This window comes from Pantoea cypripedii, assembly GCF_002095535.1.
In the GTDB taxonomy this organism is placed as follows: Bacteria; Pseudomonadota; Gammaproteobacteria; order Enterobacterales; family Enterobacteriaceae; genus Pantoea; species Pantoea cypripedii.
In genome coordinates, this window is sequence record NZ_MLJI01000001.1 from 821,210 (window position 1) to 848,068 (window position 26,859).

Annotated in this window: 20 protein-coding genes; 10 read left to right on the forward strand and 10 right to left on the reverse strand. The window is 54.8% G+C overall.

Annotated features, from left to right (window positions below):
• Positions 1–113: 113 nt before the first annotated feature.
• The 3 genes from aceE to lpdA all read left to right on the forward strand — a co-directional run bounded on the left by aceE (position 114) and on the right by lpdA (position 6,283).
• The gene (gene aceE / locus HA50_RS03640; RefSeq protein ID WP_084872737.1) at positions 114–2,780 is read left to right on the forward strand and encodes a pyruvate dehydrogenase (acetyl-transferring), homodimeric type; all 2,667 of its coding nucleotides are present in this window, start codon (positions 114–116) and stop codon (positions 2,778–2,780) included.
• 14 nt (positions 2,781–2,794) lie between these two features.
• On the forward strand, positions 2,795–4,684 hold the full coding sequence (gene aceF, locus HA50_RS03645) for a pyruvate dehydrogenase complex dihydrolipoyllysine-residue acetyltransferase (protein ID WP_084872739.1): 1,890 nt from the start codon (positions 2,795–2,797) through the stop codon (positions 4,682–4,684).
• Positions 4,685–4,858: 174 nt separating this feature from the next.
• Positions 4,859–6,283 (forward strand): dihydrolipoyl dehydrogenase, encoded by a 1,425-nt coding sequence (gene lpdA, locus HA50_RS03650; RefSeq protein ID WP_084878317.1) that lies wholly within the window; start codon positions 4,859–4,861, stop codon positions 6,281–6,283.
• A 128-nt stretch (positions 6,284–6,411) separates the two neighbouring features.
• Here the strand turns inward: lpdA and HA50_RS03655 are convergent, their stop codons facing one another.
• Complete coding sequence (locus tag HA50_RS03655; RefSeq protein ID WP_084872741.1) at positions 6,412–7,329, reverse strand: LysR family transcriptional regulator; 918 nt, start codon at positions 7,327–7,329, stop codon at positions 6,412–6,414.
• A 98-nt stretch (positions 7,330–7,427) separates the two neighbouring features.
• Here HA50_RS03655 and HA50_RS03660 point away from each other — a divergent pair, with 98 nt between their 5' ends.
• The 3 genes from HA50_RS03660 (at position 7,428) to yacL (ending at position 11,793) form a co-directional block, all read left to right on the forward strand.
• The gene (locus HA50_RS03660; RefSeq protein ID WP_084872743.1) at positions 7,428–8,423 is read left to right on the forward strand and encodes an aldo/keto reductase; all 996 of its coding nucleotides are present in this window, start codon (positions 7,428–7,430) and stop codon (positions 8,421–8,423) included.
• 237 nt (positions 8,424–8,660) lie between these two features.
• A complete protein-coding gene (gene acnB, locus HA50_RS03665; protein ID WP_139810893.1) occupies positions 8,661–11,258 on the forward strand; it encodes a bifunctional aconitate hydratase 2/2-methylisocitrate dehydratase in 2,598 nt (865 codons plus the stop codon).
• Between the two features lie 172 nt (positions 11,259–11,430).
• Positions 11,431–11,793, forward strand: coding sequence for a protein YacL (yacL, locus tag HA50_RS03670; protein ID WP_084872746.1), 363 nt, complete (start codon positions 11,431–11,433; stop codon positions 11,791–11,793).
• Positions 11,794–11,845: 52 nt separating this feature from the next.
• Here yacL and HA50_RS03675 read toward each other — a convergent pair whose 3' ends face one another.
• The 5 genes from HA50_RS03675 to HA50_RS03695 form a co-directional block, all read right to left on the reverse strand.
• The gene (locus HA50_RS03675) at positions 11,846–13,633 is read right to left on the reverse strand and encodes a scabin-related ADP-ribosyltransferase (RefSeq protein WP_084872748.1); all 1,788 of its coding nucleotides are present in this window, start codon (positions 13,631–13,633) and stop codon (positions 11,846–11,848) included.
• 170 nt (positions 13,634–13,803) lie between these two features.
• Positions 13,804–15,114 (reverse strand): MFS transporter, encoded by a 1,311-nt coding sequence (locus tag HA50_RS03680; protein WP_084872751.1) that lies wholly within the window; start codon positions 15,112–15,114, stop codon positions 13,804–13,806.
• A gap of 45 nt (positions 15,115–15,159) precedes the next feature.
• Positions 15,160–16,113, reverse strand: a complete 954-nt coding sequence (locus HA50_RS03685) for a phosphoglycerate dehydrogenase (protein ID WP_084872753.1) — start codon at positions 16,111–16,113, stop codon at positions 15,160–15,162.
• 60 nt (positions 16,114–16,173) lie between these two features.
• Positions 16,174–17,058: a dihydrodipicolinate synthase family protein gene (locus HA50_RS03690; protein WP_084872755.1), complete on the reverse strand. Its 885-nt coding sequence runs from the start codon at positions 17,056–17,058 to the stop codon at positions 16,174–16,176.
• Between the two features lie 17 nt (positions 17,059–17,075).
• The gene (locus HA50_RS03695; protein WP_084872757.1) at positions 17,076–18,224 is read right to left on the reverse strand and encodes an iron-containing alcohol dehydrogenase; all 1,149 of its coding nucleotides are present in this window, start codon (positions 18,222–18,224) and stop codon (positions 17,076–17,078) included.
• Between the two features lie 192 nt (positions 18,225–18,416).
• Between HA50_RS03695 and dtnK the strand changes: the two genes are divergently transcribed.
• From dtnK to HA50_RS03710, 3 genes are read left to right on the forward strand one after another with little or no spacing between them, the layout of a single operon-like run.
• Positions 18,417–19,688, forward strand: a complete 1,272-nt coding sequence (gene dtnK, locus HA50_RS03700; protein WP_084872759.1) for a D-threonate kinase — start codon at positions 18,417–18,419, stop codon at positions 19,686–19,688.
• Entirely contained in the window at positions 19,681–20,661 is a 981-nt protein-coding gene (locus tag HA50_RS03705; RefSeq protein WP_084872762.1) for a D-threonate 4-phosphate dehydrogenase, read from the forward strand. Before dtnK ends, HA50_RS03705 begins: the two co-directional genes overlap by 8 nt.
• Before the next feature lie 6 nt (positions 20,662–20,667).
• On the forward strand, positions 20,668–21,432 hold the full coding sequence (locus HA50_RS03710) for a DeoR/GlpR family DNA-binding transcription regulator (protein WP_084872764.1): 765 nt from the start codon (positions 20,668–20,670) through the stop codon (positions 21,430–21,432).
• A gap of 92 nt (positions 21,433–21,524) precedes the next feature.
• Here the strand turns inward: HA50_RS03710 and speD are convergent, their stop codons facing one another.
• The 3 genes from speD to HA50_RS03725 all read right to left on the reverse strand — a co-directional run bounded on the left by speD (position 21,525) and on the right by HA50_RS03725 (position 23,679).
• Positions 21,525–22,331 carry an adenosylmethionine decarboxylase gene (speD, locus tag HA50_RS03715; protein ID WP_084872767.1) on the reverse strand — a complete coding sequence of 269 codons (807 nt, stop codon included), beginning with the start codon at positions 22,329–22,331 and terminating at the stop codon, positions 21,525–21,527.
• A 28-nt stretch (positions 22,332–22,359) separates the two neighbouring features.
• Positions 22,360–23,223: a polyamine aminopropyltransferase gene (speE, locus tag HA50_RS03720; protein ID WP_084872769.1), complete on the reverse strand. Its 864-nt coding sequence runs from the start codon at positions 23,221–23,223 to the stop codon at positions 22,360–22,362.
• A gap of 108 nt (positions 23,224–23,331) precedes the next feature.
• Positions 23,332–23,679, reverse strand: coding sequence for a YacC family pilotin-like protein (locus tag HA50_RS03725; RefSeq protein ID WP_084872772.1), 348 nt, complete (start codon positions 23,677–23,679; stop codon positions 23,332–23,334).
• A gap of 176 nt (positions 23,680–23,855) precedes the next feature.
• On the opposite strand from HA50_RS03725, the gene cueO reads away from it, so the two are divergent.
• Complete coding sequence (gene cueO, locus HA50_RS03730; RefSeq protein WP_084872774.1) at positions 23,856–25,475, forward strand: multicopper oxidase CueO; 1,620 nt, start codon at positions 23,856–23,858, stop codon at positions 25,473–25,475.
• On the opposite strand, the gene HA50_RS03735 is transcribed toward cueO, so the two are convergent.
• Positions 25,472–26,752, reverse strand: coding sequence for a cystathionine gamma-synthase family protein (locus HA50_RS03735; protein ID WP_084872777.1), 1,281 nt, complete (start codon positions 26,750–26,752; stop codon positions 25,472–25,474). The genes cueO and HA50_RS03735 overlap by 4 nt on opposite strands.
• Between the last annotated feature and the right edge of the window lie 107 nt (positions 26,753–26,859).

The window sequence follows — 26,859 nt, forward strand, 5'->3', positions numbered from 1 at the left end:
GTGCGGATCAAAAAGCGACGGGCCTGTCTTCTTGTGCTGTGAACTGAAGCAAAGCACAAGCAGACAGGCTCCTGACAATTCAACGTATTAGACACAGATAAGGAATACACCCCATGTCAGAACGTTTACACAATGACGTGGATCCGATCGAAACTCGCGATTGGCTACAGGCGATCGAATCGGTCATCCGTGAAGAAGGTGTTGAGCGCGCGCAGTATCTGATTGACCAGGTATTAAGTGCTGCACGCAAAGGCGGCGTAAAAGTTGCAGCAGGTTCTTCTGCTGTCAGCAACTACATCAACTCTATTGCCGTTGAAGACGAACCGGACTATCCGGGCAACGCCTCCCTTGAACGTCGTATCCGTTCCGCAATTCGCTGGAACGCCATCATGTCGGTGCTGCGTGCGTCGAAGAAAGACCTGGAACTGGGTGGTCACCTCTCATCATTCCAGTCTTCCGCGACGATTTATGAAGTGTGCTTTAACCACTTCTTCCGTGCACGTAGCGAGAAAAATGGCGGCGATCTGGTTTACTTCCAGGGTCATATCTCTCCAGGTATCTATTCTCGTGCGTTCCTTGAAGGTCGTCTGACCGAAGAACAGATGAACAACTTCCGTCAGGAAGTGCATGGCAACGGCCTGTCTTCTTATCCGCACCCGAAACTGATGCCTGAGTTCTGGCAGTTCCCGACGGTTTCTATGGGTCTTGGCCCACTCAACGCGATTTATCAGGCTAAATTCCTGAAATACCTTGAGCACCGTGGTCTGAAAGATACCGCCGATCAGACGGTCTACGCCTTCCTCGGTGATGGCGAGATGGATGAGCCGGAATCCAAAGGCGCGATCACTATCGCAGTCCGTGAAAAACTGGATAACCTGGTATTCATCATCAACTGTAACCTGCAGCGTCTGGATGGCCCGGTAACCGGTAACGGCAAGATCATCAACGAGCTGGAAGGCATCTTTGCTGGTGCTGGCTGGAACGTGATTAAAGTGATCTGGGGCGGACGCTGGGATGAGCTGCTGAAGAAAGACACCAGCGGCAAACTGATTCAGCTGATGAACGAAACCGTTGACGGCGACTACCAGACCTTCAAATCACGCGATGGCGCATACGTGCGTGAGCACTTCTTCGGTAAATATCCGGAGACCGCTGCGCTGGTGAAAGACTGGTCAGACGAAGAGATCTTCGCCCTGAACCGTGGTGGTCACGATCCGAAGAAAGTCTACGCAGCACTGAAAAAAGCGCAGGAAACCAAAGGCCAGCCGACCCTGATTCTGGCGCATACCATCAAAGGTTATGGTATGGGCGACACGGCGGAAGGCAAAAACATCGCTCACCAGGTGAAGAAGATGAACATGGATGGCGTTCGCTACATCCGCGATCGCTTCAATGTGCCGGTAGCCGATGAAAACATTGAAAAACTGCCGTACGTGACCTTCGAAAAAGGGTCTGAAGAGTACAACTATCTGCACGGTCAACGTGAGAAACTGGGCGGCTACCTGCCGACGCGTCAGCCACACTTCACTGAGAAGCTGGAGATGCCGGCGCTGGAAGAGTTCAATGCGCTGCTGGAAGAGCAGAGCAAAGAGATCTCTACCACCATCGCTTTCGTGCGTGCGCTGAACGTGATGCTGAAGAACAAGTCGATCAAAGATCGCCTGGTGCCGATTCTGGCGGACGAAGCCCGTACCTTTGGTATGGAAGGTCTGTTCCGTCAGATTGGTATTTACAGCCCGAACGGTCAGCAGTACACCCCGCAGGACCGCGAGCAGGTTGCTTACTATAAAGAAGACGAGAAAGGCCAGATTCTGCAGGAAGGGATCAACGAGCTGGGTGCAGGTTCATCCTGGCTGGCGGCGGCGACCTCTTACAGCACCAACAACCTGCCGATGATTCCGTTCTACATCTATTACTCAATGTTCGGCTTCCAGCGTATCGGTGATCTGATGTGGCTGGCGGGCGATCAGCAGGCGCGCGGCTTCCTCGTGGGCGGCACCTCCGGTCGTACCACTCTGAACGGTGAAGGCCTGCAGCATGAAGATGGTCACAGCCATATTCAGTCGCTGACTATCCCGAACTGTATTTCTTACGATCCGTCTTATGCCTACGAAGTGGCAGTCATCATGCATGACGGCCTGGTCCGTATGTACGGCGAAGCGCAGGAAAACGTTTACTACTACATCACCACGCTGAACGAAAACTACCACATGCCAGCGATGCCGCAGGGTGCGGAAGAGGGTATCCGTAAGGGTATCTACAAGCTGGAAACCGTAGAGGGTAGCAAAGGCAAAGTGCAGCTGCTGGGTTCAGGTTCTATCCTGCGTCACGTGCGTGAAGCTGCGCAGATCCTGGCGAAAGACTACGGTATCGGCTCTGACGTTTACAGCGTGACCTCGTTCACCGAACTGGCGCGTGATGGCCAGGATTGTGAGCGCTGGAACATGCTGCATCCGACAGAAACTCCGCGCGTACCTTACATCGCTCAGGTGATGAATGAGGCTCCTGCCGTGGCGTCAACTGACTACATGAAACTGTTTGCTGAACAGGTTCGTAGCTACGTGCCAGCCAGCGATTACCGCGTACTGGGCACCGACGGTTTCGGTCGTTCTGACAGCCGTGAGAACCTGCGTCACCACTTCGAAGTGGATGCATCTTATGTCGTGGTTGCAGCACTGGGTGAACTGGCTAAACGCGGCGAAATCGATAAGAAAGTGGTGGCAGAAGCGATCGCCAAATTCAACATCGATGCCGATAAAGTTAACCCGCGTCTGGCTTAAGAGGTAAGAGAGTAATGGCTATCGAAATTAAAGTGCCGGATATCGGGTCAGATGAAGTTGAAGTCACCGAGATCCTGGTCAAAGTGGGCGACAAAGTAGAAGCCGAACAGTCGCTGATCACTGTGGAAGGCGATAAAGCCTCGATGGAAGTGCCTTCGCCGCAGGCTGGCGTGGTGAAAGAAATCAAAATTGCTACCGGCGACAAAGTGGAAACCGGTTCGCTCATCATGATCTTCGACGCAGAGGGTGCAGCAGCAGTTGCACCAGCGGCAGAAGAGAAGAAAGCGGAAGCGGCACCGGCACCGGCTGCGGCTGCGGCTGCGGTCAGCAAAGACGTTAATGTGCCGGATATCGGCGGTGACGAAGTTGAAGTGACCGAGATTCTGGTCAAAGTCGGCGATACCGTAGCGGCTGAGCAGTCACTGATCACCGTGGAAGGCGACAAGGCTTCCATGGAAGTCCCGGCACCGTTCGCGGGCGTGGTGAAAGAGATCAAAATTGCCACCGGCGACAAAGTAAACACCGGTTCGCTTATCATGGTGTTTGAAGCGCAAGGCGCTGCGCCTGCCGCTGCGGCACCGGCGGCACAGCCTGCTGCTGCACCTGCTCCGGCAGCGGCAGCGGGTGCGAAAGACGTCAACGTTCCTGACATCGGTGGTGATGAAGTTGAAGTCACCGAAGTGCTGGTGAAAGTGGGCGACAAAGTTTCCGCTGAACAGTCTCTGATTGTGGTTGAAGGCGACAAAGCTTCGATGGAAGTTCCGGCACCGTTTGCGGGCACCGTTAAAGAGCTGAAAGTGGCGACCGGCGACAAAGTCAAAACTGGCTCGCTGATCATGGTGTTCGAAGTAGAAGGCGCTGCGCCTGCTGCTGCCGCACCGGCTGCGAAACAGGAAGCGGCTCCGGCTCCGGCAGCTGCGCAACCGGCTCCGGCAGCTGCGAAAGCCGATGCGAAAAGCGACTTTGCTGAGAACGATGCTTACGTCCATGCCACGCCGGTGATTCGTCGCCTGGCGCGCGAGTTCGGTGTCAACCTGGCGAAAGTCAAAGGCACCGGTCGTAAAGGCCGCATCCTGAAAGAAGACGTGCAGACGTATGTGAAAGACGCGGTGAAACGCGCTGAAGCTGCACCGGCTGCTGCTGCCAGCGGTGGTAGCCTGCCAGGCCTGCTGCCGTGGCCGAAAGTTGATTTCAGCAAGTTCGGTGAAATCGAAGAAGTGGAACTGGGCCGTATCCAGAAAATCTCTGGTGCCAACCTGAGCCGCAACTGGGTGATGATTCCACATGTTACCCACTTCGACAAAACCGATATCACCGATCTGGAAGCGTTCCGTAAACAGCAGAACAGCGAAGCCGAGAAACGTAAGCTGGATGTGAAATTCACCCCGGTGGTGTTTATCATGAAAGCGGTTGCGGCGGCGCTGGAGCAGATGCCTCGCTTCAACAGTTCACTGTCTGAAGACGGTCAGAAACTGACGCTGAAGAAATACATCAACATCGGTGTGGCGGTTGATACGCCGAACGGTCTGGTGGTTCCGGTGTTCAAAGATGTGAACAAAAAAGGCATCACTGAACTGTCTCGCGAACTGATGGCGATCTCGAAAAAAGCGCGTGACGGCAAGCTGACCGCAGGCGACATGCAGGGTGGATGCTTCACCATTTCCAGCCTGGGTGGCCTCGGCACCACGCACTTCGCGCCAATCGTTAACGCGCCGGAAGTGGCTATCCTTGGTGTGTCCAAGTCTGCGATGGAACCGGTATGGAACGGTAAAGAGTTTGCACCACGTCTGATGATGCCAATCTCTCTTTCCTTCGACCACCGCGTGATCGATGGTGCTGATGGTGCGCGCTTTATCACCATCATCAACAACATGCTGTCGGACATTCGCCGTCTGGTGATGTGAAGTTAATCAAGGCCGGCAAATGCCGGCCTTGTTGTACGCATTCTGAGTTGCCGCGGTTGGCAGTTTGTTAACAATTCTGTAAACTCTTGCGGTGAAATGTGCCGGTGGAATAAGGGCATCCAGAGCCTGGGACAGGTTCGCGTCTGGCCGCCGGAAATCTAATAAGAGGTCATGATGAGTACAGAGATTAAAACTCAAGTCGTGGTACTTGGGGCAGGTCCTGCAGGTTACTCTGCAGCCTTCCGTTGCGCTGATTTAGGTCTGGAAACCGTACTGGTAGAGCGCTACAGCACCCTCGGTGGTGTATGTCTGAACGTAGGCTGTATCCCGTCAAAAGCGCTGCTGCACGTAGCGAAAGTGATTGAAGAAGCGAAAGCACTGGAAGAACACGGCATCGTGTTTGGCCAGCCTTCAACCGACATCAACAAAATTCGTACCTGGAAAGAGAAAGTCATCACCCAACTGACCGGCGGTCTGGCTGGTATGGCCAAAGGCCGTAAAGTGAAAGTGGTGAACGGTCTGGGTAAATTCACCGGTGCTAACACGCTGGTAGTAGAAGGTGAAGGCGGCGCGACCACCATCAACTTCGACAACGCCATCATTGCGGCCGGTTCTCGTCCGATTGAACTGCCGTTCATTCCGCATGAAGATCCGCGCGTGTGGGATTCCACCGATGCACTGGAACTGAAAGAAGTACCGAAGCGTCTGCTGGTGATGGGCGGCGGTATTATCGGCCTGGAAATGGGTACCGTTTACCATGCGCTGGGTTCAGAGATCGACGTGGTTGAAATGTTTGACCAGGTGATCCCGGCTGCCGATAAAGACGTGGTGAAAGTCTTCACCAAACGTATCAGCAAGAAATTTAACCTGATGCTGGAAACCAAAGTAACGGCCGTTGAAGCGAAAGAAGACGGTATTTACGTTTCCATGGAAGGTAAAAAAGCGCCGACTGAAGCCCAGCGTTATGACGCAGTGCTGGTGGCGATTGGCCGCGTACCGAACGGTAAAGGCCTGGATGCGGGCAAAGCGGGCGTGGAAGTGGACGACCGTGGTTTCATCCGCGTCGACAAACAAATGCGCACCAACGTGCCGCATATCTACGCTATCGGTGACATCGTTGGTCAGCCGATGCTGGCGCACAAAGGCGTGCATGAAGGCCACGTAGCGGCTGAAGTTATCGCCGGTATGAAGCACTACTTCGATCCGAAAGTGATTCCGTCAATCGCCTATACCGAGCCAGAAGTGGCATGGGTGGGTCTGACTGAGAAAGAAGCGAAAGAAAAAGGCATCAGCTACGAAGTTTCCACCTTCCCGTGGGCTGCTTCTGGCCGTGCTATCGCTTCTGACTGCGCTGACGGTATGACCAAACTGATTTTCGACAAAGAAACTCACCGTGTTATCGGTGGTGCCATTGTCGGTACCAACGGCGGCGAGCTGTTGGGTGAAATCGGTCTGGCTATCGAAATGGGTTGTGATGCGGAAGACATCGCGCTGACCATCCATGCGCACCCGACGCTGCATGAATCTGTTGGTCTGGCGGCGGAAGTGTTCGAAGGTAGCATTACCGACCTGCCGAACCCGAAAGCGAAAAAGAAATAAGCGCTGAGAAATAAACAGACGGCTCCTTAAGGGAGCCGTTTTTTATTACGTGTTTTAAATGTAGCGGCGCGATTTATCGCGCAATTCCGTGCAATTGGCTGGAAAAAAACGCGCGATAAATCGCGCCGCTACCCCAGTCTGTTATTTGTTTTTCTGTTTTCTTTAAGCCAGTCAATAAAATAGCGTAGCGGTGTGGGGATATATTTACGGCTGGGATAATATAGCCAGAAGCCTTCTTCTACCTGGGTAAATTCCGGCAGAATTTCCACCAGTTCCCCGCTTTGCAGCGCTTCAGCCACTGTACCCTGATGCAAAAAAGCAATCCCTGCACCCGCCAGTGCGGCTTGTAGAATCCGCTCGTTATTGTCCAGAACCAGAGTGCCGCGCACGGCCACCTCCTGTTTTTGCCCATCCTGCCAGAATTCCCAGCGATAGCGACGTCCGCTGGGAAAGCGCCGTTCGATGCAGGGAAAGTGCAGCAACTCTGCGGGAGTCTGCGGTACGCCGTGACGAGCAATAAATGCCGGGGTGGCGACCGCCACGGCACGCATCGGTTCACCAAATGGCACCGCCACCATATCCTGGGCCAGCACGGCACCATAACGTACACCGGCATCAAAACCCGCAGTCACAATGTCCACCAGCGTGTCATTGCTGTCGATTTCCACGTTGATCTGCGGATAGCGCTGCATAAACGGCAGAATGAGCGACTGGAAAAACAGGGCTTCGGCTGAGCGCGGGATACTGATACGCAGATTCCCCTGCGGATCGCTGCGCCAGTCATTCAGTTCATCCACAGCCTGCGCCAAATCCTGTAACGCGGGCTGGATGCGCTGGAGAAAGCGCTCCCCGTCGGGTGTCAGTGCCACTTTGCGGGTGGTGCGATTGAGAAGCCGCATGCCGAGGCGTTCTTCAAAATTACGCATCGCATGGCTCAGCGCTGATGGCGTGATGTTGCGTTCTCCAGCGGCTTTACGAAAGCTCAGATGCTGGGCGATAGCGGCAAACATCTCCAGTTCCTGTAGCGTGGCGCGATATTGACTCATTGCTGAATTTCACTCACTAAATCGGCAAGAATGCCTCAATTGTTGCGGTGATTGTTGAGGGTTATAACAATAACACTGACAGCGAAGAGGATGAAACAATGCAACAACGTCAATTAGGCAATCAGGGATTACAGGTTTCGGCACTGGGGCCGGGCTGCATGGGGATGTCATTCGCCTATGGCCCTAATGATGAGCAACAGGCGCTGAATACTCTGGCTCGCGCCTTTGAGCTGGGTGTCGATTTTCTCGATACGGCTGAAGTTTACGGCCCCTTTACCAATGAAATCTTGCTGGCAAAAGCCCTGAAGGGGCGTAAAGACATTAAAGTGGCGACCAAGTTTGGTTTCCGTATCAATGAGCAAGGGGAGGGCTGGGAGCGTGTGACGGGGGCCAACAGCGACCCGGCGCATATTCGCCGTGCGGTAGAGGGATCGCTGCAGCGCCTTGGGGTGGAAAGTATTGACCTGCTCTATCAGCATCGTCTTGATCCTGCGGTACCGATTGAAGAGGTGGTCGGCGTGATGGCCGATTTGGTGCGCGAAGGCAAAGTCAAATATCTGGGGTTGTCGGAAGTCTCCCCGGCGACCCTGCGCCGTGCCTGTGCGGTGCATCCGATTTCCGCGCTGCAAAGTGAATACTCGTTATGGACGCGCGATCCGGAGCAGGAGATCTTTGCCGTCTGCCGCGAGCTTAATATCGGTTTTGTGCCTTACAGCCCGCTGGGACGTGGCTTTCTGACCGGTAAATTCCCCGCTGCGGCAACGCTGGCTGAGGATGATTTCCGCCGTTATCTGCCGCGTTTCCAGCAGGACGCGCAAACACATAACCAGAAGTTAGTGAATCAGCTGACAGAGCTGGCTGCAGGTTATGACGCCACGCCAGCGCAACTGGCACTGGCCTGGGTACTGGCGAAAGGCGAGTTTATTGTGCCGATTCCGGGGGCCAGCAAAATTGCCCATCTGGAGCAAAACTGTGCTGCCGCAGCCCTGCAATTAAGCAGCGCTGACATTAGCGCGCTGGATGTGCTCTTTGATCCGCAACAGATTCAGGGTGAGCGTTATAACGCCTCGGAGTTTGTGCTGGTTGATCGTTAAGAAGCAGCGCGAGCGACACAACATAGCAGGCATCTGATGCCTGCTTTTTTTCGTGATAGGGTTCAACTTCAGCGGAATCTGCTGCTTAACCAAAGGATGTTGCTTTTTTGTAAACAGATTAACAATCAGCCGAAATGCTGCTATGCTGGCCGACGCGGAACCGGGCACCTCACCCTACTTTTGGACTGCGTCACAGGGTGCACCGGAAAGCTATACAATGAGAGCGAGGAGAACGTCGTGCTAGAAGAATACCGTAAGCACGTTGCCGAGCGTGCTGCCCAGGGAATCGTACCTAAGCCGTTAGATGCTTCCCAAATGGCCGCGCTGGTTGAACTGCTGAAAAACCCGCCAGCGGGTGAAGAAGAATTCCTTACTGACCTGTTGGTCAACCGTGTCCCGCCAGGTGTTGATGAAGCGGCCTATGTAAAAGCCGGATTCCTGGCAGCGGTCGCAAAGGGCGAAGCCCACTCTCCTCTGGTTACTCCTGAAAAAGCAGTCGAACTTCTGGGCACCATGCAGGGTGGCTACAACATCCATGCATTGATTGAATCCCTCGACGATGAGACGCTGGCGCCGATTGCTGCAGAAGCCCTGTCCCATACGCTGCTGATGTTCGATAACTTCTACGATGTCGAAGAGAAAGCTAAAGCGGGTAACCCACACGCGAAAAAAATTATCCAGTCCTGGGCCGATGCTGAGTGGTTCCTGAAGCGTCCAAAACTGGCAGAAAAAATCACCGTAACCGTGTTCAAAGTGACCGGCGAAACTAACACCGATGACCTCTCTCCGGCACCGGATGCATGGTCTCGTCCGGATATTCCACTGCACGCGCTGGCAATGCTGAAAAACCCACGTGAAGGCATCGAACCCGACGATGCGGGTAACATTGGTCCGATCAAACAGATCGAAGCACTGCAGCAGAAAGGCTTCCCGCTGACTTACGTCGGTGACGTCGTGGGTACCGGTTCTTCACGTAAATCCGCCACCAACTCGGTGCTGTGGTTTATGGGTGATGACATTCCGTATGTCCCTAACAAGAAGGGCGGTGGACTGTGCCTCGGCGGTAAAATCGCGCCGATTTTCTTCAACACCATGGAAGATGCTGGCGCGCTGCCGATCGAAGTGGATGTTGATCGTTTAAATATGGGCGATGTCATTGACGTCTACCCGTATAAAGGTGAAGTGCGTAACCACGACACCGATGAAGTGCTGGCGACATTCGAACTGAAAACCGAAGTGTTGCTGGATGAAGTTCGCGCGGGCGGTCGTATTCCGCTGATTATCGGTCGTGGCCTGACGTCGAAAGCACGTGAATCTCTGGGTCTGCCGCACAGTGATGTCTTCCTGCAAGCGAAAGATGTCGCCGCCAGCAGCCGTGGCTTCTCTCTGGCGCAGAAAATGGTCGGTCGCGCCTGTGGCGTCGATGGCATCCGCCCAGGCGCTTACTGCGAACCTAAAATGACCTCGGTCGGTTCTCAGGACACCACCGGTCCAATGACCCGTGATGAACTGAAAGACCTGGCCTGCCTCGGCTTCTCAGCCGACCTGGTGATGCAATCCTTCTGTCACACTGCCGCTTACCCGAAACCGGTAGACGTGACCACGCATCACACCCTGCCAGATTTCATCATGAACCGTGGCGGCGTGTCGCTGCGTCCGGGTGATGGCGTGATCCACAGCTGGCTGAACCGTATGCTGCTGCCGGATACCGTCGGTACCGGTGGTGACTCACATACCCGTTTCCCGATTGGTATTTCGTTCCCGGCCGGTTCTGGTCTGGTGGCGTTTGCTGCGGCAACTGGCGTTATGCCGCTGGATATGCCGGAATCGGTACTGGTGCGCTTCAAAGGCGAAATGCAGCCAGGCATTACCCTGCGCGATCTGGTGCATGCGATCCCGCTGTACGCGATCAAACAGGGTCTGCTGACTGTAGAGAAGAAAGGTAAGAAAAACATCTTCTCTGGCCGCGTGCTGGAAATCGAAGGTCTGCCGAAACTGAAAGTGGAGCAGGCGTTCGAACTGACCGATGCCTCTGCTGAACGTTCTGCGGCGGGTTGTACCATCAAACTCGATAAAGAGCCGATCATCGAGTACCTCAACTCGAATATCGTGCTGCTGAAGTGGATGATCTCTGAAGGCTACGGCGATCGTCGTACGCTGGAGCGCCGCGTTGAAGGCATGGAAAAATGGCTGGCCGATCCGCAGTTGCTGGAAGGTGATGCCGATGCCGAATATGCAGCGGTGATCGACATTGATCTGGCGGAAATCAAAGAGCCGATCCTGTGCGCGCCGAACGATCCGGACGATGCGCGTCTGCTGTCTGATGTGCAGGGCGAGAAGATTGATGAAGTGTTCATCGGTTCCTGTATGACCAACATCGGTCACTTCCGTGCAGCCGGTAAATTGCTGGATAGCCACAAAGGCCAGCTGCCGACCCGTCTGTGGGTGGCTCCGCCAACCAAGATGGATGCGGCACAGCTGACGGAAGAAGGCTACTACAGCGTGTTCGGTAAGAGCGGTGCGCGTATCGAGATCCCGGGCTGCTCGCTGTGCATGGGTAACCAGGCGCGTGTGGCGGACGGTGCGACGGTGGTATCCACTTCGACCCGTAACTTCCCGAACCGTCTCGGTACCGGTGCCAACGTCTATCTGGCGTCTGCGGAGCTGGCGGCGGTTGCATCGCTGCTGGGCAAACTGCCGACGCCGGACGAGTATCAGCAGTTTATGACTCAGGTTGATAAGACAGCGGCAGATACCTACCGCTATCTCAACTTTGACCAGCTGAACCAGTACACCGATAAAGCAGATAACGTGATCTTCCAGACCGCGCTGTAATCGGCTGTAAACTCAGCAAAGGGGCGATGCGAATCGCCCCTTTTTTTACGCTCTTTTTTCCTCTGTCGTGGCCTGACATAATGCGAGCGCGATCCCACTTTATTCAGCGTGTTGCGCACAAAATGAATTCAGGCAGTGCCACGCGGCGCGCCATTGGTAAGAGGTTACACACATGGAGTATGAATTTTTGCGCGATCTGACCGGTAAGGTCAAAGTGCGTATGTCGATGGACCACGAAGCGGTGGGGCACTGGTTCAACGAAGAGGTTGATGAAAATCTGGCTTTGCTGGATGACGTTGAAGCCGCCGCGCAACAGGTAAAAGGCACCCATCAGCAATGGCAACGTGTCGGTCATGAATACACGATATGGCTGGATGAGGAAGAGGTGATGATCCGAGCCAATCAGCTGGCGTTAGAAGACGACGGGCTGGAAGAGGGGATGACCTATTACGACGAAGAGAGTCTGTCATTCTGCGGCGTCGAGGATTTTCTGGCGGTGATTGCGGCGTACCGGCAATTTCTGGCAGGGAAATAACCGGTCACCGCGTTTTCACCATTTTTATCGGGCCTTGCAGCCCGATAAAAGGTTACTTATTCCAGTCTCTGTCGATGCCATACGTGGAGATAAGATCCACATCCGAAACCAGTGCCCCGCAGGCTTCCAGTGCCTTGCTTTTAGACGCAAATTCAATGGTTAAATGCAGGTCTTCGTGGGGTTCCGGCAGATCCAGTGCCAGGGCGTAAGAATGCCATTGCGGGTTCATTCTGGCGTGTTTGCGTTTACCCTCATGGTCGATGACGAATTCAGGGCTGGTGCCGAGATTATAGCGTTTTTGGGCAACAGGCAGTTCCTGACCTTCAAGTCTGACCGTCACTTCAACATCCTGACTACCCTGCAGGAACGGCAGGCTTCCCTGCCATTGGCTGTCAGCAGGTTTTGCGCACCACGGCTGGGTGTTATTGCCTAAACGAAATAACAAGACCGATTTCAGATGGGCACTTCTATCCGTATCAGGTTTAATAAAACTGACTTTTTGTGAAATTTTACCAGGATAAAGATAATAATTTTTACCCTCATATTCAGCCCGGCTCAACTCTACAGCCTGAGAGGCGCTTTCCGTATGTGCACCTTTAGCGGAAAATATAAATGCACCTCCCTCAACCTGCCATCCACCTTGTGATCCTTCGTTCAGGTAGCGGAGGGCATAATCTTTTAAATTACCCGTGTCGGTAAATGATTTATCTTTCAGTGCAACCAATTCTGAACTGTTGGCCAACAGGCAGGGCTTATCTCCGGCATCTGGCCGTGGTTTACTGTGCTGAACCGCCTGGACAATGATGGTGTTATGGTAATTCATGCCTCCGGGTAATTTAATGCAAGAGCGGTTTTCATTTTCATTTGCCGTCACTGCCCCCAGTCCAGATATATACCAGTAAGAAATTGGGACATATTGCTGTTCAGCATCAACCGCCGCTAATGTCATGCTTTGTTTTTCTGGCAGGCGGGTAATCCTTGAATTTATTTCCTTCCCATCCAGTAAAAAATGAATGTTATTCTCACCGGTCATTCTGTTTATTCCCCGGCCAAACATCGCTCTTCCGGTGGAGGAAAGGATTAAATCGATCTGACCGGACTGGTTGGGAGAAAAATTCCGATAGTGTGGGTTCAGATAGTAGTCTATTCCTGTCCAGGATTTGCCCCACCAGTCTTTTTCCGATGAAGCGATTACCCCATGAATGTAATCAGGTTGGATACCGCCAGGGAAGGCAATTTCCTGTTCGTTGACGCCAAAACTATTATCAACATCAACCCCACCCGGTGCATCAATAATATAGGTGTTCACACCGAAGAAGCGGGTGTGCATAATATTATAGCTGGTGCTGACTATCCCTGATTCCTGGGTAGCAATACCACTCACCATAGCCAGATTGCCACCATCTGGTTGCCATGGAAAAAAACCTTTCAGAAAAACGTCAGGAATAGAAGGGATTGATGTTAATGTTGAACCGGTGGAACGAAAAAGTATGTCTGAGTCTTCACGCCAATGTATTTTTTCAAAAGGCATGGCTTGATCTTTTTCTATATTCTTCAGGTTAATGCAGAGTGATACTGTGGTATTAAGCCAGTGTTGATACCACGGTGCCGATACCATCTCACCATCAGCCCATTCGGGTATTTTACCTGCCGTGGGAACACAGGCTTCACGTAATTTTCCGTAATCCGGATGTAACTCTCCTGGAAGTGATTCAATCGGGCTGGCAGAAAGAAGGTGGTTTTTCAGTGCAGCAGTATTCGCCGAATCTGCAAAGGTGGCAGGGGAGAAGAGGCTGGCGACGACAATATTAGTCGCCAGAAAACTTAATTTCGTTTTCATTACGGTGATGTCCTTATCCTGATTGCTTTGTTTCATCCATTAAAGAGCAATAAATTTAAGGGGTTACCGATAAATATTCATTGATGGCTGTCAAATTCTCACGATTGTAACCAATGTTTTTGCCTGGGGAAAAGAACGCCGCATCAGGACGATGCGGCGTGGCTGGGCACTTACGCGCCGCTGGTCAGGGTGTGTGGATGATGAACTTTTTCCTCATCCACGATCGGTTCAACTTTGCCCATCAGAAACAGGTAATTGAGGATGCCAATCACCACCAGCACGGCGGAGAACACCAGTGCCCAGGTGAAGTGACCGGTGGCACCGACGATGGCACCGGTAATGATCGGACCCACCGCGCCGCCCATATTCGAGACGGTGTTCTGTAAACCGGCAACAATCGATACGCTGTTTTTCGGCGCGACGTCGCCCGGCAGTGCCCATACCTGGGAAGCCGCCACGGTGGTGCCGGATTTCGCGATACATAGCAGCAATACCGTCATAAATACCGAGTCGGTGAAGGGGGCGAAACCGATACACAGCGCCATCAGCAGGCCAATGGTCAGGAACAGTTTGCGGGTGGCGGTGAGCGACAGCACTTTGTTATGCACCATGCGGTCAGATGCCCAGCCTGCCAGTACTTCAATCACCATGCCACAAATCAGCGGCAGTGCAGCCACCATGCCCATTTTCAGGAAATCCATGCCCTTATCTTTCACCAGGTAGGTCGGCAGCCAGGTGATAAAGAAATAGGAAGTGTAGTTAATGGTGAAGAAGCCAATGCACATCGCCCAGATATTGCGATAGCGCAGCAGCTTGTACCATTTCATTGGCAGCACGCTTTTATCGCCATGCTTGTTGGCCTGGCCATCACGGATCAGGCGAACTTCGTCGTGGCTGATCGCCTTATGATCTTCCGGATTTTCTGCGTAGATAAAGTACCAGGCGATCACCCAGAACAAACCGATCGCGCCGATGGCGAGGAAGGTGATGCGCCAGTCAAACATGGCGATCATCCAGACGATCAGCGGCATTGCGACGGCACCACCAAACTTGGAGGCGCTATCAAACAGGCCAGAAACCGTTGCGCGCTCGCGATCCGGGAACCAGCGTGCGGCGATCCCGGCGTTGCTTGGGTAAGCGGCGGCTTCACCGACACCCAGTGCCAGGCGCAGCGCCAGCAATGATTTAAAGCCCGTCGCCAGCCCCATCGCCATGGTGGCAATGGACCACCAGCCAACGGCAATACCAAGACCTTTTTTCTGGCCGAAGCGGTCAGCAAACCAGCCCGCCGGGATTTGCAGCAGCGCATACGACCAGAAAAACGCAGCCATGATCACGCCCATCATTTCCGGGTTGATCGACAGTTCTTTGATCAGGTGTGGGGCAGCAGCAGAGAGTACAGTTCGGTCAATATAGTTAATGGCAACCGCCAGCCACATCAGGCCTGCGATCCACCAGCGAATGCGAGAGGTGTTGTTCATAATAATAATCCACCAGACATTTCGTAGGGTTGAGCCGGGCGGCCTTTAGGCCAGCCCGTTCATCACGTTCAGCGGGCGTTCGCCCTGTTTAATGCACTGCACAATCTGCATCACGCAGCGTTCGCCGATGGCGCTGATGGCTCCGTCGGTGTAGCCCGCGATATGCGAGGTTGGGATAAAGTTACTCAGCGTGAACAGCGGGTGTTCCGCCAGCGGTTGCTGCTCAAATACGTCAGCAGCGGCACCGGCAATCACGTTGTCCTGCAATGCCTGGAACAGATCCTGTTCGTTCACCACGCCACCGCGTGACACGTTGATCAGGAAGGCGCTTTTCTTCATGCGTTTGATGCGTGCGGCATCAAACAGGTTGCGCGTTTCGTTGGTCAGCGGGGTATGCAGGGTGATGAAGTCGCTCGCCTCGGTCAGTTGCTCCATATCGACGAATTCAATGCCGTGTTCGGCAGCGAATTTTGTATCCGGGTAGAAATCAAAAGCGATGACGCGCATGTTGAATCCTTTGGCACGCAGTGCGACTTGCTTGCCTATGTTGCCCAGCCCGACGATACCGAGGGTTTTGCCATACACATCGGTGGCGAAAATGCGTGGCCAGTGACCGGCGCGGGTTTCTACGGCGGCTTGGGTGACCTGACGCGCGCTGTTGAGAATCAACGCAAAGGCGAAGTCGGCCACGGCGTGCTTATTGGCGTCCGGTACGTTGGTGACGTAAATACCGCGTGCGCGGGTAGCGTCGAGGTTGATGTTATCGACGCCAACGCCATGTTTGCAGACAATCTTCAGCTGCGGCGCTTTGCTCAGCAGTTCTTCATTCACGTCGGTAAAGGCGACAATCATCGCCACGGTGTCAGCCAGATGAGGTTCCAGCGCGCTGAGCGGGGCATCGGCCGGCAGGGTAATCAGCTCGAAACCCTGCTGCTGTAAGGTGGTGACTGGCGTGGCGTCATATTTGGCGAATGACGGTGAGGTACAGATGACTTTCATAACGCTTCCCGGTGTAAAAAGTGGAACAGGCAAGGGCAGCAGCGGCTGCCCTGACGGCCGTTACTGCAAATACTGGTTCACTACCTGGCGGATCTTCTGCTCTTCTTCGGCAGAGAAGCGCACCGCATAGCGGCTGTCACCCACGTCATAACCCAGCAGGGAGAGGGCTTTCTTCACCGCTGCCGGGGAGAACCCGATGCTGTAAAGATCGGTACGCAGGCCGGTGACGTTTTCCTGAGCCAGACGCGAACCTGCAATATCACCGGCATGGAAGCGCGCCCAGATGGCGTTGATCTCTTTCGGTGCTACGTTGGCAAGGCCGGAGATGCAGGCAGAGCAGCCATCGACGAAGCCCTGATGGATTAAGGAATCCGGACCGTTCAGCACATCAAAGCTATCGATACCTTCCGCTGCCTTGAGGAAACCGCTCAGGCTCTCATAGCTGCCCGCGCTGTCTTTGATACCGATGATGTTGGGATGCGCGGCCAGCTGGCGCACGGTGTCTGGTTGCAGCGTGTTGCCGGTGCGCGCCGGGATGTTGTAGAGGAACAGCGGCACGCTCAGGGCATCTGCCACGCTCTGATAGTGATAAATCAGCTCATCCTGTTTCAGCGGCACAAAATAAGGGGTGATCACCGACACCGCATCCACGCCCAGCTTCTCAATCTGCTTACCGAGACGGATGGTTTCACGCGTCGAGATCTCGCCAATATGGGCGACGACAGGCGCGCTGCCGTTGACTTCATCGACACAGGTTTCGGTGACGGCCAGCTTCTCCTGCTCATTCAGCACGAAGAATTCGCCGTTGGTGCCGCCGCAGAAAATACCGTTACCGGCGCTCAGCTGACGCCTGACCTGCTCACGCTGAGTAGCAGGGTTGAAGGCACCGTCGCGGTCGAAGGTGGTGACAATGGCGGTCAGTACGCCCTGGATTTTGTTACTCATGATTTCCTCGATAGTCCTTAGTGATTCAATGCCGGAAACAGCGTCAGGTAGACGTTTCGCACGTCATCGGCGCTCACTTTCATCGGTACATTCTTCATCAGGCGTTGCACGTCGAGCGCGGCTTCCACCAGATAGGGCAGGTGATCCGGGCCGATACCCAGTTCTTCCAGGCTGGCAGGCAACTTCAGGCGTTGCACCAGTGCGGCAAAATATTCCACCAGCGCGTGCGACTTGGCCTCTTCATCCAGCTGGAGGCCGGCATCGGGCAGTAAATCCCAGACCTGAGCAAATTTACTCACCGCTGCCGGGCGCACAAAGCGCATGCAGGGTGCCAGCAGGATGGCGTTGGCGACGCCGTGTGGGATGTGATATTTGCCGCCCAGCGGATAAGACATGGCGTGCACCAGGTGCGTACCGGCATGGGCAATCGACGCGCCACCGTAGTAAGACGCCCACAACATATTCAGTCTCGCTTCAAGATTACCCGGTTCGGCAACGGCGGTTTCCAGGCTGGCAAACAGCTTCTTCATGCCGATCATCGCGTAGTTATCGCTGACCGGATTCGCCACTGTCGCGGTGAAGCACTCAATCAGGTGGCACAACGCATCGATACCGGTTGAAGAGGCAATATGCGGCGGCATGCTGGTGGTCAGCTCCGGTATCAGTGCCACGTAATCCGGCAGCATCACCGGGGTGATAATGCCCACTTTGGTCTCTTTCTCCGGGATCGCCAGAATGGCGTTCGGCGTGGCTTCAGAACCGGTACCGGCGGTGGTGGGAATCAACAGCGAGGTGGTGCGGGTCAGCGGTTTCTCCCCCGCCAGCAACGCATCCAGGGTGGGGGCACCTGCTACGCACAGAATAGACAGCAGCTTGGCGACATCCAGTACGCTACCGCCACCCACGCCAATCACCAGATCGACATCGGTAGTTGGCAGGGCCGCGACGATCGCCGCCACATCGTGCTGGCTCGGCTCTGGCGGCACGCTATTGACCACGCTGAGGCTGGCGATCTGCTGCTTCAGCTGGGTGATTAACGTCTGTACTGCCGGAATGCCCTCTATATTCTTATCAGTAACCAGCAGAGCTTTTTGCTTACCTTTCAGCAGGTAGCTGAGGTCATTAAGTGCCTGGTAGCCGCTGATCACGGTGCTGTTGATATTCATTTCGTACCCTTTTCCCGGTGTTATCGCACTGTTTGATTGTTATTGCTCAATGCAATGCGATATCTGTCACTAACTGTGCCTGAATTTATAGGGCATATTGATTTCAATTAATTTGATCTTGCTCACATATAATCAATCATGATTGAATATAATCAATCTCAATACGGCAAGCTGGCCGTGACAGGAGAGAGAATGCGTTCACATCCATGGAAAACGTCGGTTCTGGTGATTGCCGATGATTTTACCGGCGCTAACGATGCCGGAAGCGGGCTGGCCCGGGCAGGCGCGCGCGTACATGTGCTGTTTGATAGCCAGACGCCACACGATGCCACTGCTGCTGATGTGCTGGTCATCAGCACCGACAGCCGGGCGGTGAGCGCAACTGAAGCGGCCGAACGCACCCGTTATGCGGTGCAACAACATCAGGCGATTGCTCAGGATGGCTGGCTGTTGAAGAAGATCGACTCGACGTTACGTGGCAACCCCGGTGCGGAGATCGCTGCGGCATTACAGGCCAGCGGCAAAACGCTGGCGCTGGTGGCACCCGCGGTGCCGAAACTCGGGCGGACCACACACAACGGTGAAGTGTGGATCAACCAGCAGCGGTTGACTGACACCGAATTTGCCAGCGACCCGAAAACGCCAGTCACCAGCAGCCACGTATTGACGCGCCTGCAAATGCAGAGCGATTTGCCGGGCGAGGTTGTCGATGTTGCCACGCTACGCAGCGGCAAGCTTGCGCAGCTGCTGGCTACGATGCACGGGCTGGTGGTGATTGATATTGAGCAGGATGCTGACCTGGCCCTGCTGATGCAGGCTGCCGCGACGCTGAAAACCCGCCCATTGCTGGCTGGCGCGTCCGGCCTCGGTGATGCCTTAGGTGAGTACCTTGCCGGACGCCCGGCACGTCCGGTGCTGGCGATCGTCGGTTCGATGAGTGCCATTGCGCAGCAGCAGATTGACCGGCTCGCCAGCCAGCGCGCCATCCGCATCATCGATATTGATATCCGCCAGCGGTTTGCCCAGCCCGCATGGCCGCAGGCCCGCGTCTGGCAGCAGGAGATGCAACAGGCGTTGCACGCAGGTATCCACTGCGTGGTTCGCACCACGCAACATGCCGGGCAGCGCCATGAGATAGATGCGCTGTGCCAGCAGCATCAGCTATCGCGCCAGCAGCTGGGCGAGCAGATTTGCCAGTTTCTGGCGCAGCTGACCAACACGGTCTGCCGCGATCATCAACCTGCCGGGCTGTATCTCTCCGGCGGTGATGTTGCGATCGCCGTGGCGCAGGCACTCGGTGCCAGTGGTTTCCAGATTCAGGGCCTGGTGGCGGGCTGTGTGCCGCACGGGGTTCTGCTTAATAGTGATTTACACCTGCCGGTGATGACCAAAGCGGGTGGCTTTGGTGACGAAAACACCCTGGTAGAAGCCATTCGTTTTATTGAGGAGAAGTCGAGTGAATAAAATTATTGCGGTGACCATGGGCGATCCGGCGGGCATCAGCCCGGAGATCATCATTAAAGCGCTGGCAGAAGGCGACCTGGCAGGCGTGCCTGCGGTGGTGGTTGGCTGCGCCAGTACGCTGCGTCGGGTGATGGGATTGAACATTACGCCGCAGGTCGAACTGCGCGTGCTGGATCAGGTAAAAGATGCGCACTTTGCGCCAGGCATCATCAACGTGATTGATGAGCCGCTGGCGAATCCGGACGCACTGAAGCCGGGCGTGGTACAGAAGGAAGCGGGCGATCTGGCCTGGCGCTGTGTGAAACGCGCCACCGAGCTGGCGCTGGCCGGGGAAGTCCATGCCATTGCCACTGCGCCACTGAACAAAGAAGCGCTGCATTCGGCCGGTCATATCTATCCGGGTCATACTGAATTGCTGGCGCAGCTGACCAATACCAAAAATTACGCCATGGTGCTGTACACCGACCATCTGAAGGTGATTCACGTCACCACCCATATTGCGCTGCGTAAATTCCTCGATACCCTGAATGGTCCGCGTATTGAAACGGTGATCGGCATGGCGGATAGCTTCCTGCGTCGCGTTGGCTACGACAAGCCACGTATTGCGGTAGCAGGGGTGAATCCGCATGCCGGTGAAAATGGCCTGTTCGGCGATGAAGAGATCACCACGGTGGCACCGGCTATCCGGGCGATGAAGGAAAAAGGCATCGATGTGTACGGCCCGTGCCCGCCGGATACGGTGTTCCTGCAATGTCAGCAAGGCCAGTACGATATGGTGGTGGCGATGTACCACGATCAGGGCCATATTCCACTGAAATTACTCGGTTTTTATGATGGCGTGAACATCACTGCCGGCCTGCCGTTTATCCGCACTTCAGCGGACCACGGCACCGCCTTTGATATCGCCTGGACAGGTAAGGCGAACTCTGCGAGCATGGCGATCTCCATCAAACTCGCGATGCAACTTGCATAGGGAAATATGAAGGGACAAAGTCGCCTCGACCAGATTATGGATTATCTGAAAAGCCATAATCTGGTTACTGTTGAACAGCTGGTGAGTGCCATTTCTGCCTCACCGGCCACTATTCGCCGCGATCTGATTAAGCTGGACAAGGAAGGTGTGGTAAGCCGCAGTCATGGCGGCGTGACCTTAAATCGTTTTATTCCTGCCCAGCCTACTACGCTGGAAAAAATGCAGCGCAACCTGGCAGAAAAACAGGCGATCGCCCATTTTGCCGCTGGTTTTGTGCAGTCCGGGGATGCGGTGGTGCTGGATGCCGGTACTACCATGCTGGAGCTGGCGCGTCAGCTGACCCATTTGCCGTTGCGGGTGATTACCGCCGATCTGCATATCGCGCTGTTCCTGTCAGAATTCAAACAGATTGAAGTCACCATCATCGGCGGGCGTATCGATGATTCCAGCCAGTCGTGCATTGGCGAACATGGTCGCCGCCTGCTGCGCAGTATCAATCCGGATATCGCTTTTGTCAGCTGTAACTCGTGGAGCATTGAACGCGGGATTACCACGCCAACCGAGGAGAAGGCCGGTCTGAAGATGGATCTGCTGGCGAATGCCCGGCGACGGATTCTGCTGGCTGACAGCAGCAAATACGGTTCCTGGTCGCTGTTTTGCGCGGCACCGATCGACAGCCTGACCGACATCGTCACTGATGCACGGCTGGATGAAACGGTATGCCATAGCCTGCGTGAACGCGGTATTGCGCTGCAACTGACGGAAACCTGATGGACACCTGGTCGTAGCGGCGCGATTTATCGCGCAATTCCGAGCGCGATGCCGGAAAAAACGCGCGATAAATCGCGCCGCTACGGGATCCGTTACGATTTCAACCCAATCGACGGGATGTTACGTCCGTAATAAATCTCCCGCATCTCTTTCCACAGCAAGCTGGTTATACGCTTATGTTCCTGCGGGCTGAGATCTTCCGGTTTGGTATTGAACAGGTAATGCTTCAGGTCGAATTCTTTCAGCAACATCTTGGTATGAAAGATATTCTCCTGGTAAACGTTCACGTCCAGCATGTCATACATTGATTTCATATCGTCAGACATAAAGTTCTGAATCGAGTTAATCGCATGATCAATGAAGTGCTTCACGCCATTCACATCACGGGTGAAACCACGCACGCGATAATCAATGGTGACGATGTCGGATTCCAGCTGGTGAATCAGATAATTTAACGCTTTCAGCGGGGAAATCACGCCGCAGGTCGAGACTTCGATATCGGCGCGGAAGGTGCATAATCCGCCTTCCGGGTGGCTCTCCGGATAGGTATGCACGCAAATATGGCTTTTATCGAGATGGGCGACGACGGAGTTAGGCAGCGGGCCGGGATGCTCTGAGTTATCGATATCTTTCGGATCGATTGGCTCCTCGCTCACCAGAATGGTGACGCTCGCGCCTTGTGGTTCATAGTCCTGGCGCGCGATGTTCAGCACGTTAGCACCAATGATCGAGCAGGTTTCTGTCAGGATTTCGGTCAGACGGTTGGCGTTATATTGCTCATCAATATAAGCGATGTAACCATCACGCTCAGCTTCAGTATTTGCATAGCAAATATCGTAAATACAAAAACTCAGGCTCTTTGTCAGGTTGTTGAAGCCATGTAGTTTTAGCTTTTGCAATTTCGTTCACCCCCTTATAAATGTCCGATCAGCGCGCGTCTGACAGGGCATTCAACAGATATTGCGGCAGGGCAAAGCTGCCAGTATGGATTGCCGGATTGTAGTAACGGCAGTTCAGGCCAGCGGCCACAAAACGTGACTGCAAGGTCGCACTATCGAGCGTGCGCAGCGCCGGATTGTCGCTTGCCCAGGCAAAGGTCATGATGCCGCCGTAGTAGGTCGGGATCGCTGCCTGATAAAAGCTGACATCGGAAAAGTAGTGGCTGAGTTTGCGATGGCTGTTAACCGCTTCATCCTGCTGCAGAAAACAGACGCCGTTCTGTGCCACAAAAATGCCGCCAGGGTTGAGGGCGTTTTTGCAACCGGTATAGAATTCCGAGGTAAACAGGCTCTCTCCCGGACCGATCGGGTCGGTACAGTCGGAGATGATCACATCGAATTTTTCCTGCGTCTGATTGACGAAGTTGACGCCATCATCAATCACCAGTTGCAAACGTGCATCGTCGTAAGCCCCTGCGCTGTGGTTCGGCAGATACTGCTTACAGAAGCTCACCACACCCGCATCGATCTCCACCATAGTGATCTGTTCGATGCTGCGATGACGTGATACTTCGCGCAGCATGGCACCGTCGCCACCGCCGATGATCAGCACACGTTTCGCCGCCCCGTGCGCCAGAATCGGTACATGGGTCATCATTTCATGGTAAATGAATTCATCACGCTCGGTGGTTTGTACCACGCCGTCCAGCGCCATAACGCGACCGAAAGCCGCATTTTCGAAGATGACGAGATCCTGATGCGCGGTTTTGTCACGGTAGAGTTCTTTATCAACCGTGAAGTACTGTCCGAAACCGGCATGAAGGGTTTCATACCACATTTCATTTTGGGCCATGATGAGGCTCTCCTGTAATGACATCGCCATGAAAATGGGCGGCAAATCATAGCGAATTATGACCGTGGTTGCACGGTCAAATGTTCAGCAGGAGAGCGGGGCGGCAGGTTATTTCACGTAGGCGAGCAGGCTCAGGGAATCCCGTGCCAGCGACTTACATTTCTTGTCGTTGGTGATGGCGATGCCGCTCAGATCTTTGTAACTGTCTTCGCCGAGCGCTTTCATGTTGAAGGTGCTGTAGTTACTCAAATCCCAGCGATTCTGCTGGGCGAAAAACACCAACGCCTTGCGAATCTGCGCATCGGGGAGATCCTGATAGCCGCAATCATTCTTCAGATAGACAAAAACCGCCGTCAGATCAGCCAGATCTTCCGCTTCGGATTCGCTCAGGGCAAAGCTGGTGGAGGAGAAGCCAAGGAGTCCCGCCAGCAGCAGGATCTTGATGCTTTTCGACATAATCATTCTCAACAGGGGGCAATAAAATGACGTTAGCACAGATATTGGCAGGATTCTGATAAATTTGCCGCTGTGGCACCCGCCACACTTTTTTTCGGTGCATTCTGCAGCAGGGCTTGACCCTCCCGCAGGGGCAAGGTTTACGCTGTGCCCTTATGCACAATAAGGATATGAATATGCAACGTCGTCATTTTCTGAAGCTGACTGCCGCCCTCAGCGCGGCAGGTGCCCTGCCCATGTGGAGCCGTTCGCTGATGGCTGCCACGCGACCGCTGCTGCCTATCCCCAACCTGCTGGAAGCGGATGCACGCGGTACCTACACCCTGACCGCTCAGGCGGGCACCAGCCAGTGGAATGGCAAAGCGGTGCCGACCTGGGGCTACAACGGCAGCCTGCTTGGGCCAGCAATTGTGCTCCAGCGGGGTAAACCGGTCACGGTGAATATTCATAACCGTCTGCCGGACGCCACCACCGTGCACTGGCACGGGCTGGAAATTCCGGGTGCGGTGGATGGTGGCCCACAGGCGACCATCGCGCCAGGGGCATCGCGTCAGGTGACCTTTACGCCCGATCAACCCGCCACTACCTGCTGGTTTCACCCCCATCAGCATGGCAAAACCGGCTATCAGGTGGCGCAGGGGCTGGCGGGACTGGTGCTGTTACAGGATGAAGCATCCGGCAAACTGCGCTTGCCGGTGCAGTGGGGCGTTGACGATGTGCCGCTGATTTTCCAGGACAAGCAACTGAGTTCGGATGGTACGCGGATTGATTATCAGCTCGATATTATGCGTGCGGCGGTGGGCTGGTTTGGCGACATGATGCTGACCAATGGCGTGCAGTACCCGCAACACGCGGTGCCGCGTGGCTGGTTACGCCTGCGTCTGCTGAACGGTTGTAACGCGCGTTCAATGCATATTGCCACCAGCGACCAGCGCCCGCTGTATGTGATTGGCAGCGATGGCGGCCTGCTGGCGGAGCCGATAAAAGTGGACAGCCTGCCACTGCTGCCCGGCGAGCGTTTTGAAGTGATGGTGGATACCTCAGACGGTAAAAGCTTTGACATGGTGACGCTGCCGGTGACGCAAATGGGCATGATGCTGGCACCGTTTGATCAACCGTTGCCGCTGGTGAATATCCTGCCATTACGCGTGATGGCAAGTGCTTCGCTGCCGGATAAGCTGGTGGATGTCCCGCCGGTGCCCGCCACCGACGGGCTACAAACCCGCTGGCTGCAACTGATGATGGACCCGCAGCTCGATAGCCAGGGCATGCAGGCGCTGATGGATCGCTATGGCGCGAAAGCCATGGGCAGCATGGAAGGCCATCACGCCATGAACATGCCGCAAGGGCAAAAGCAGGGCGATATGAAGATGGATATGGGTGACATGCCGATGGATCATAGCAAGATGGCGATGGATCATAGCGGCCATGACAAGGCTGCCGGTTATGATTTCCACAACGGCAACAAGATTAACGGCATTGCCTTTGATATGACCAAACCGATGTTCGATGTGAAGCTCGGCAGCATGGAAAAGTGGACGATTTCCGGTGAAGGCGACAGCATGCTGCATCCGTTCCATATCCACGGCACCCAGTTCCGTATTCTGTCCGAAAACGGCAAGCCACCAGCCCCGCATCGCCAGGGCTGGAAGGATATGGTCAGCGTCAACGGCTGGCGCAGTGAAGTGCTGGTGCGCTTCGACTATGTTGCCAATGCCGAACAGGCCTATATGGCCCATTGCCATCTGCTGGAACACGAGGACACCGGCATGATGCTGGGCTTCACTGTGACTTAACCGCCCAGCGCCTGGCGGATATCCTCAATCAAATCATCGGCATGTTCGATGCCGATCGACAAACGGACGGTGGCGTCAGTGATACCAATACGCTGACGCACCTCCGCCGCCACCCCGGAATGGGTGGTGCTGGCCGGATGACTGGCCAGCGATTCGGTCCCCCCCAGACTCACCGCCAGTTTGAACAGCCCGAGCGCATTGAGGAAACGAAACGCCGCTGGCTGCCCGCCGCGAATATCAAAGGAAAAGGTCGAACCTGCGCCGAAACACTGGCGGCGATAGGTTTCTCCTGCGCTGCTGTTTTTATCCAGGTAGGGTAGCCAATGCAGCTTTTCCACCTCGGGCCGATCGCGCAGGAACGCCGCCACCCGCGCCGCATTGTGCGCCGCTTTCTCCATGCGCAACGCCAGGGTTTCCAGCGAGCGGCCAATCATCCAGCTGGAGTGCGGGTCAAGCTGGGTGCCGATAGCGCTACGCAGCGACCGAACCTGATCGATCAACGCTTTCCTGCCGAGCACCGCACCGGCAATCAGATCCGAATGGCCGCCCACATATTTGGTCAGTGAATACAGCGACAGGTCGGCACCCTGTTCCAGCGGGCGCTGAAACAATGGGCCGAGCAGGGTGTTATCACAAGCGATAATCGGCCGCGATCCCTGATGTTGCGCAATCACCTCGGCCACCTGCACCATCAATTCAATATCCACCAGACTGTTGGTGGGATTGGCCGGGGTCTCAATCAGGATCAATGCCACCCGCCCACGTTGCCAGGCCAGCTTGGCCGCTTCGTGGACTTTCTCTTCATCGGTGCCGTCGCTGAAGCCAACCGCTTTGATTTCGAGGTTATGCAGCGTTTTGCTCAGCAGGGTTTCGGTACCACCGTACAGCGGCTGAGAATGCAGAATCACCTCGCCAGGTCGGGCGAAAGTCAGCAGCGTGGTGGCAATCGCCGCCATGCCGGAGGAGAACAGCGCGGCCTTTTCTGCGCCTTCGTAAATCGCCAGCCGGTCTTCGACAATTTCGCTATTGGGATGATTGAAACGTGAATAGACCAGCCCGCCGCTTTTACCTTCTGGCGGTTCACGTCGCCCGGCGACGAAATCAAAAAAGTCTTTCCCCTCTTCGGCGCTGTTAAACACAAAGGTGGAGGTGAGAAACACCGGCGGCTTCACCGCGCCTTCAGACAGGCGTGGATCGTAACCGTAATTCAGCATCTGGGTTTCGGGATGAAGCGAATGATTGCCAGCTTGCGGTTTTTTACTGGATGAAGATGTCATAACGTCTCCGGTTGGCAGGGGATCGCTGTTGGGTGCTTTTCATACAGTTAACGTCAGAGCAATATTTTTCGCCACGGTAACGTTTGCGTTGTGTGCGCGGCGTCAGT

Excerpts from the sequence above, each read along its gene's own strand:
- aceE (WP_084872737.1), top strand. The coding sequence starts at position 114 with ATGTCAGAACGTTTACACAATGACGTGGATCCGATCGAAACTCGCGAT.
- aceF (WP_084872739.1), top strand. The coding sequence starts at position 2,795 with ATGGCTATCGAAATTAAAGTGCCGGATATCGGGTCAGATGAAGTTGAA.
- lpdA (WP_084878317.1), top strand. The coding sequence starts at position 4,859 with ATGAGTACAGAGATTAAAACTCAAGTCGTGGTACTTGGGGCAGGTCCT.
- HA50_RS03655 (WP_084872741.1), bottom strand. The coding sequence starts at position 7,329 with ATGAGTCAATATCGCGCCACGCTACAGGAACTGGAGATGTTTGCCGCT.
- HA50_RS03660 (WP_084872743.1), top strand. The coding sequence starts at position 7,428 with ATGCAACAACGTCAATTAGGCAATCAGGGATTACAGGTTTCGGCACTG.
- yacL (WP_084872746.1), top strand. The coding sequence starts at position 11,431 with ATGGAGTATGAATTTTTGCGCGATCTGACCGGTAAGGTCAAAGTGCGT.
- HA50_RS03675 (WP_084872748.1), bottom strand. The coding sequence starts at position 13,633 with ATGAAAACGAAATTAAGTTTTCTGGCGACTAATATTGTCGTCGCCAGC.
- HA50_RS03680 (WP_084872751.1), bottom strand. The coding sequence starts at position 15,114 with ATGAACAACACCTCTCGCATTCGCTGGTGGATCGCAGGCCTGATGTGG.
- HA50_RS03685 (WP_084872753.1), bottom strand. The coding sequence starts at position 16,113 with ATGAAAGTCATCTGTACCTCACCGTCATTCGCCAAATATGACGCCACG.
- HA50_RS03690 (WP_084872755.1), bottom strand. The coding sequence starts at position 17,058 with ATGAGTAACAAAATCCAGGGCGTACTGACCGCCATTGTCACCACCTTC.
- HA50_RS03695 (WP_084872757.1), bottom strand. The coding sequence starts at position 18,224 with ATGAATATCAACAGCACCGTGATCAGCGGCTACCAGGCACTTAATGAC.
- dtnK (WP_084872759.1), top strand. The coding sequence starts at position 18,417 with ATGCGTTCACATCCATGGAAAACGTCGGTTCTGGTGATTGCCGATGAT.
- HA50_RS03710 (WP_084872764.1), top strand. The coding sequence starts at position 20,668 with ATGAAGGGACAAAGTCGCCTCGACCAGATTATGGATTATCTGAAAAGC.
- speE (WP_084872769.1), bottom strand. The coding sequence starts at position 23,223 with ATGGCCCAAAATGAAATGTGGTATGAAACCCTTCATGCCGGTTTCGGA.
- HA50_RS03725 (WP_084872772.1), bottom strand. The coding sequence starts at position 23,679 with ATGTCGAAAAGCATCAAGATCCTGCTGCTGGCGGGACTCCTTGGCTTC.
- cueO (WP_084872774.1), top strand. The coding sequence starts at position 23,856 with ATGCAACGTCGTCATTTTCTGAAGCTGACTGCCGCCCTCAGCGCGGCA.
- HA50_RS03735 (WP_084872777.1), bottom strand. The coding sequence starts at position 26,752 with ATGACATCTTCATCCAGTAAAAAACCGCAAGCTGGCAATCATTCGCTT.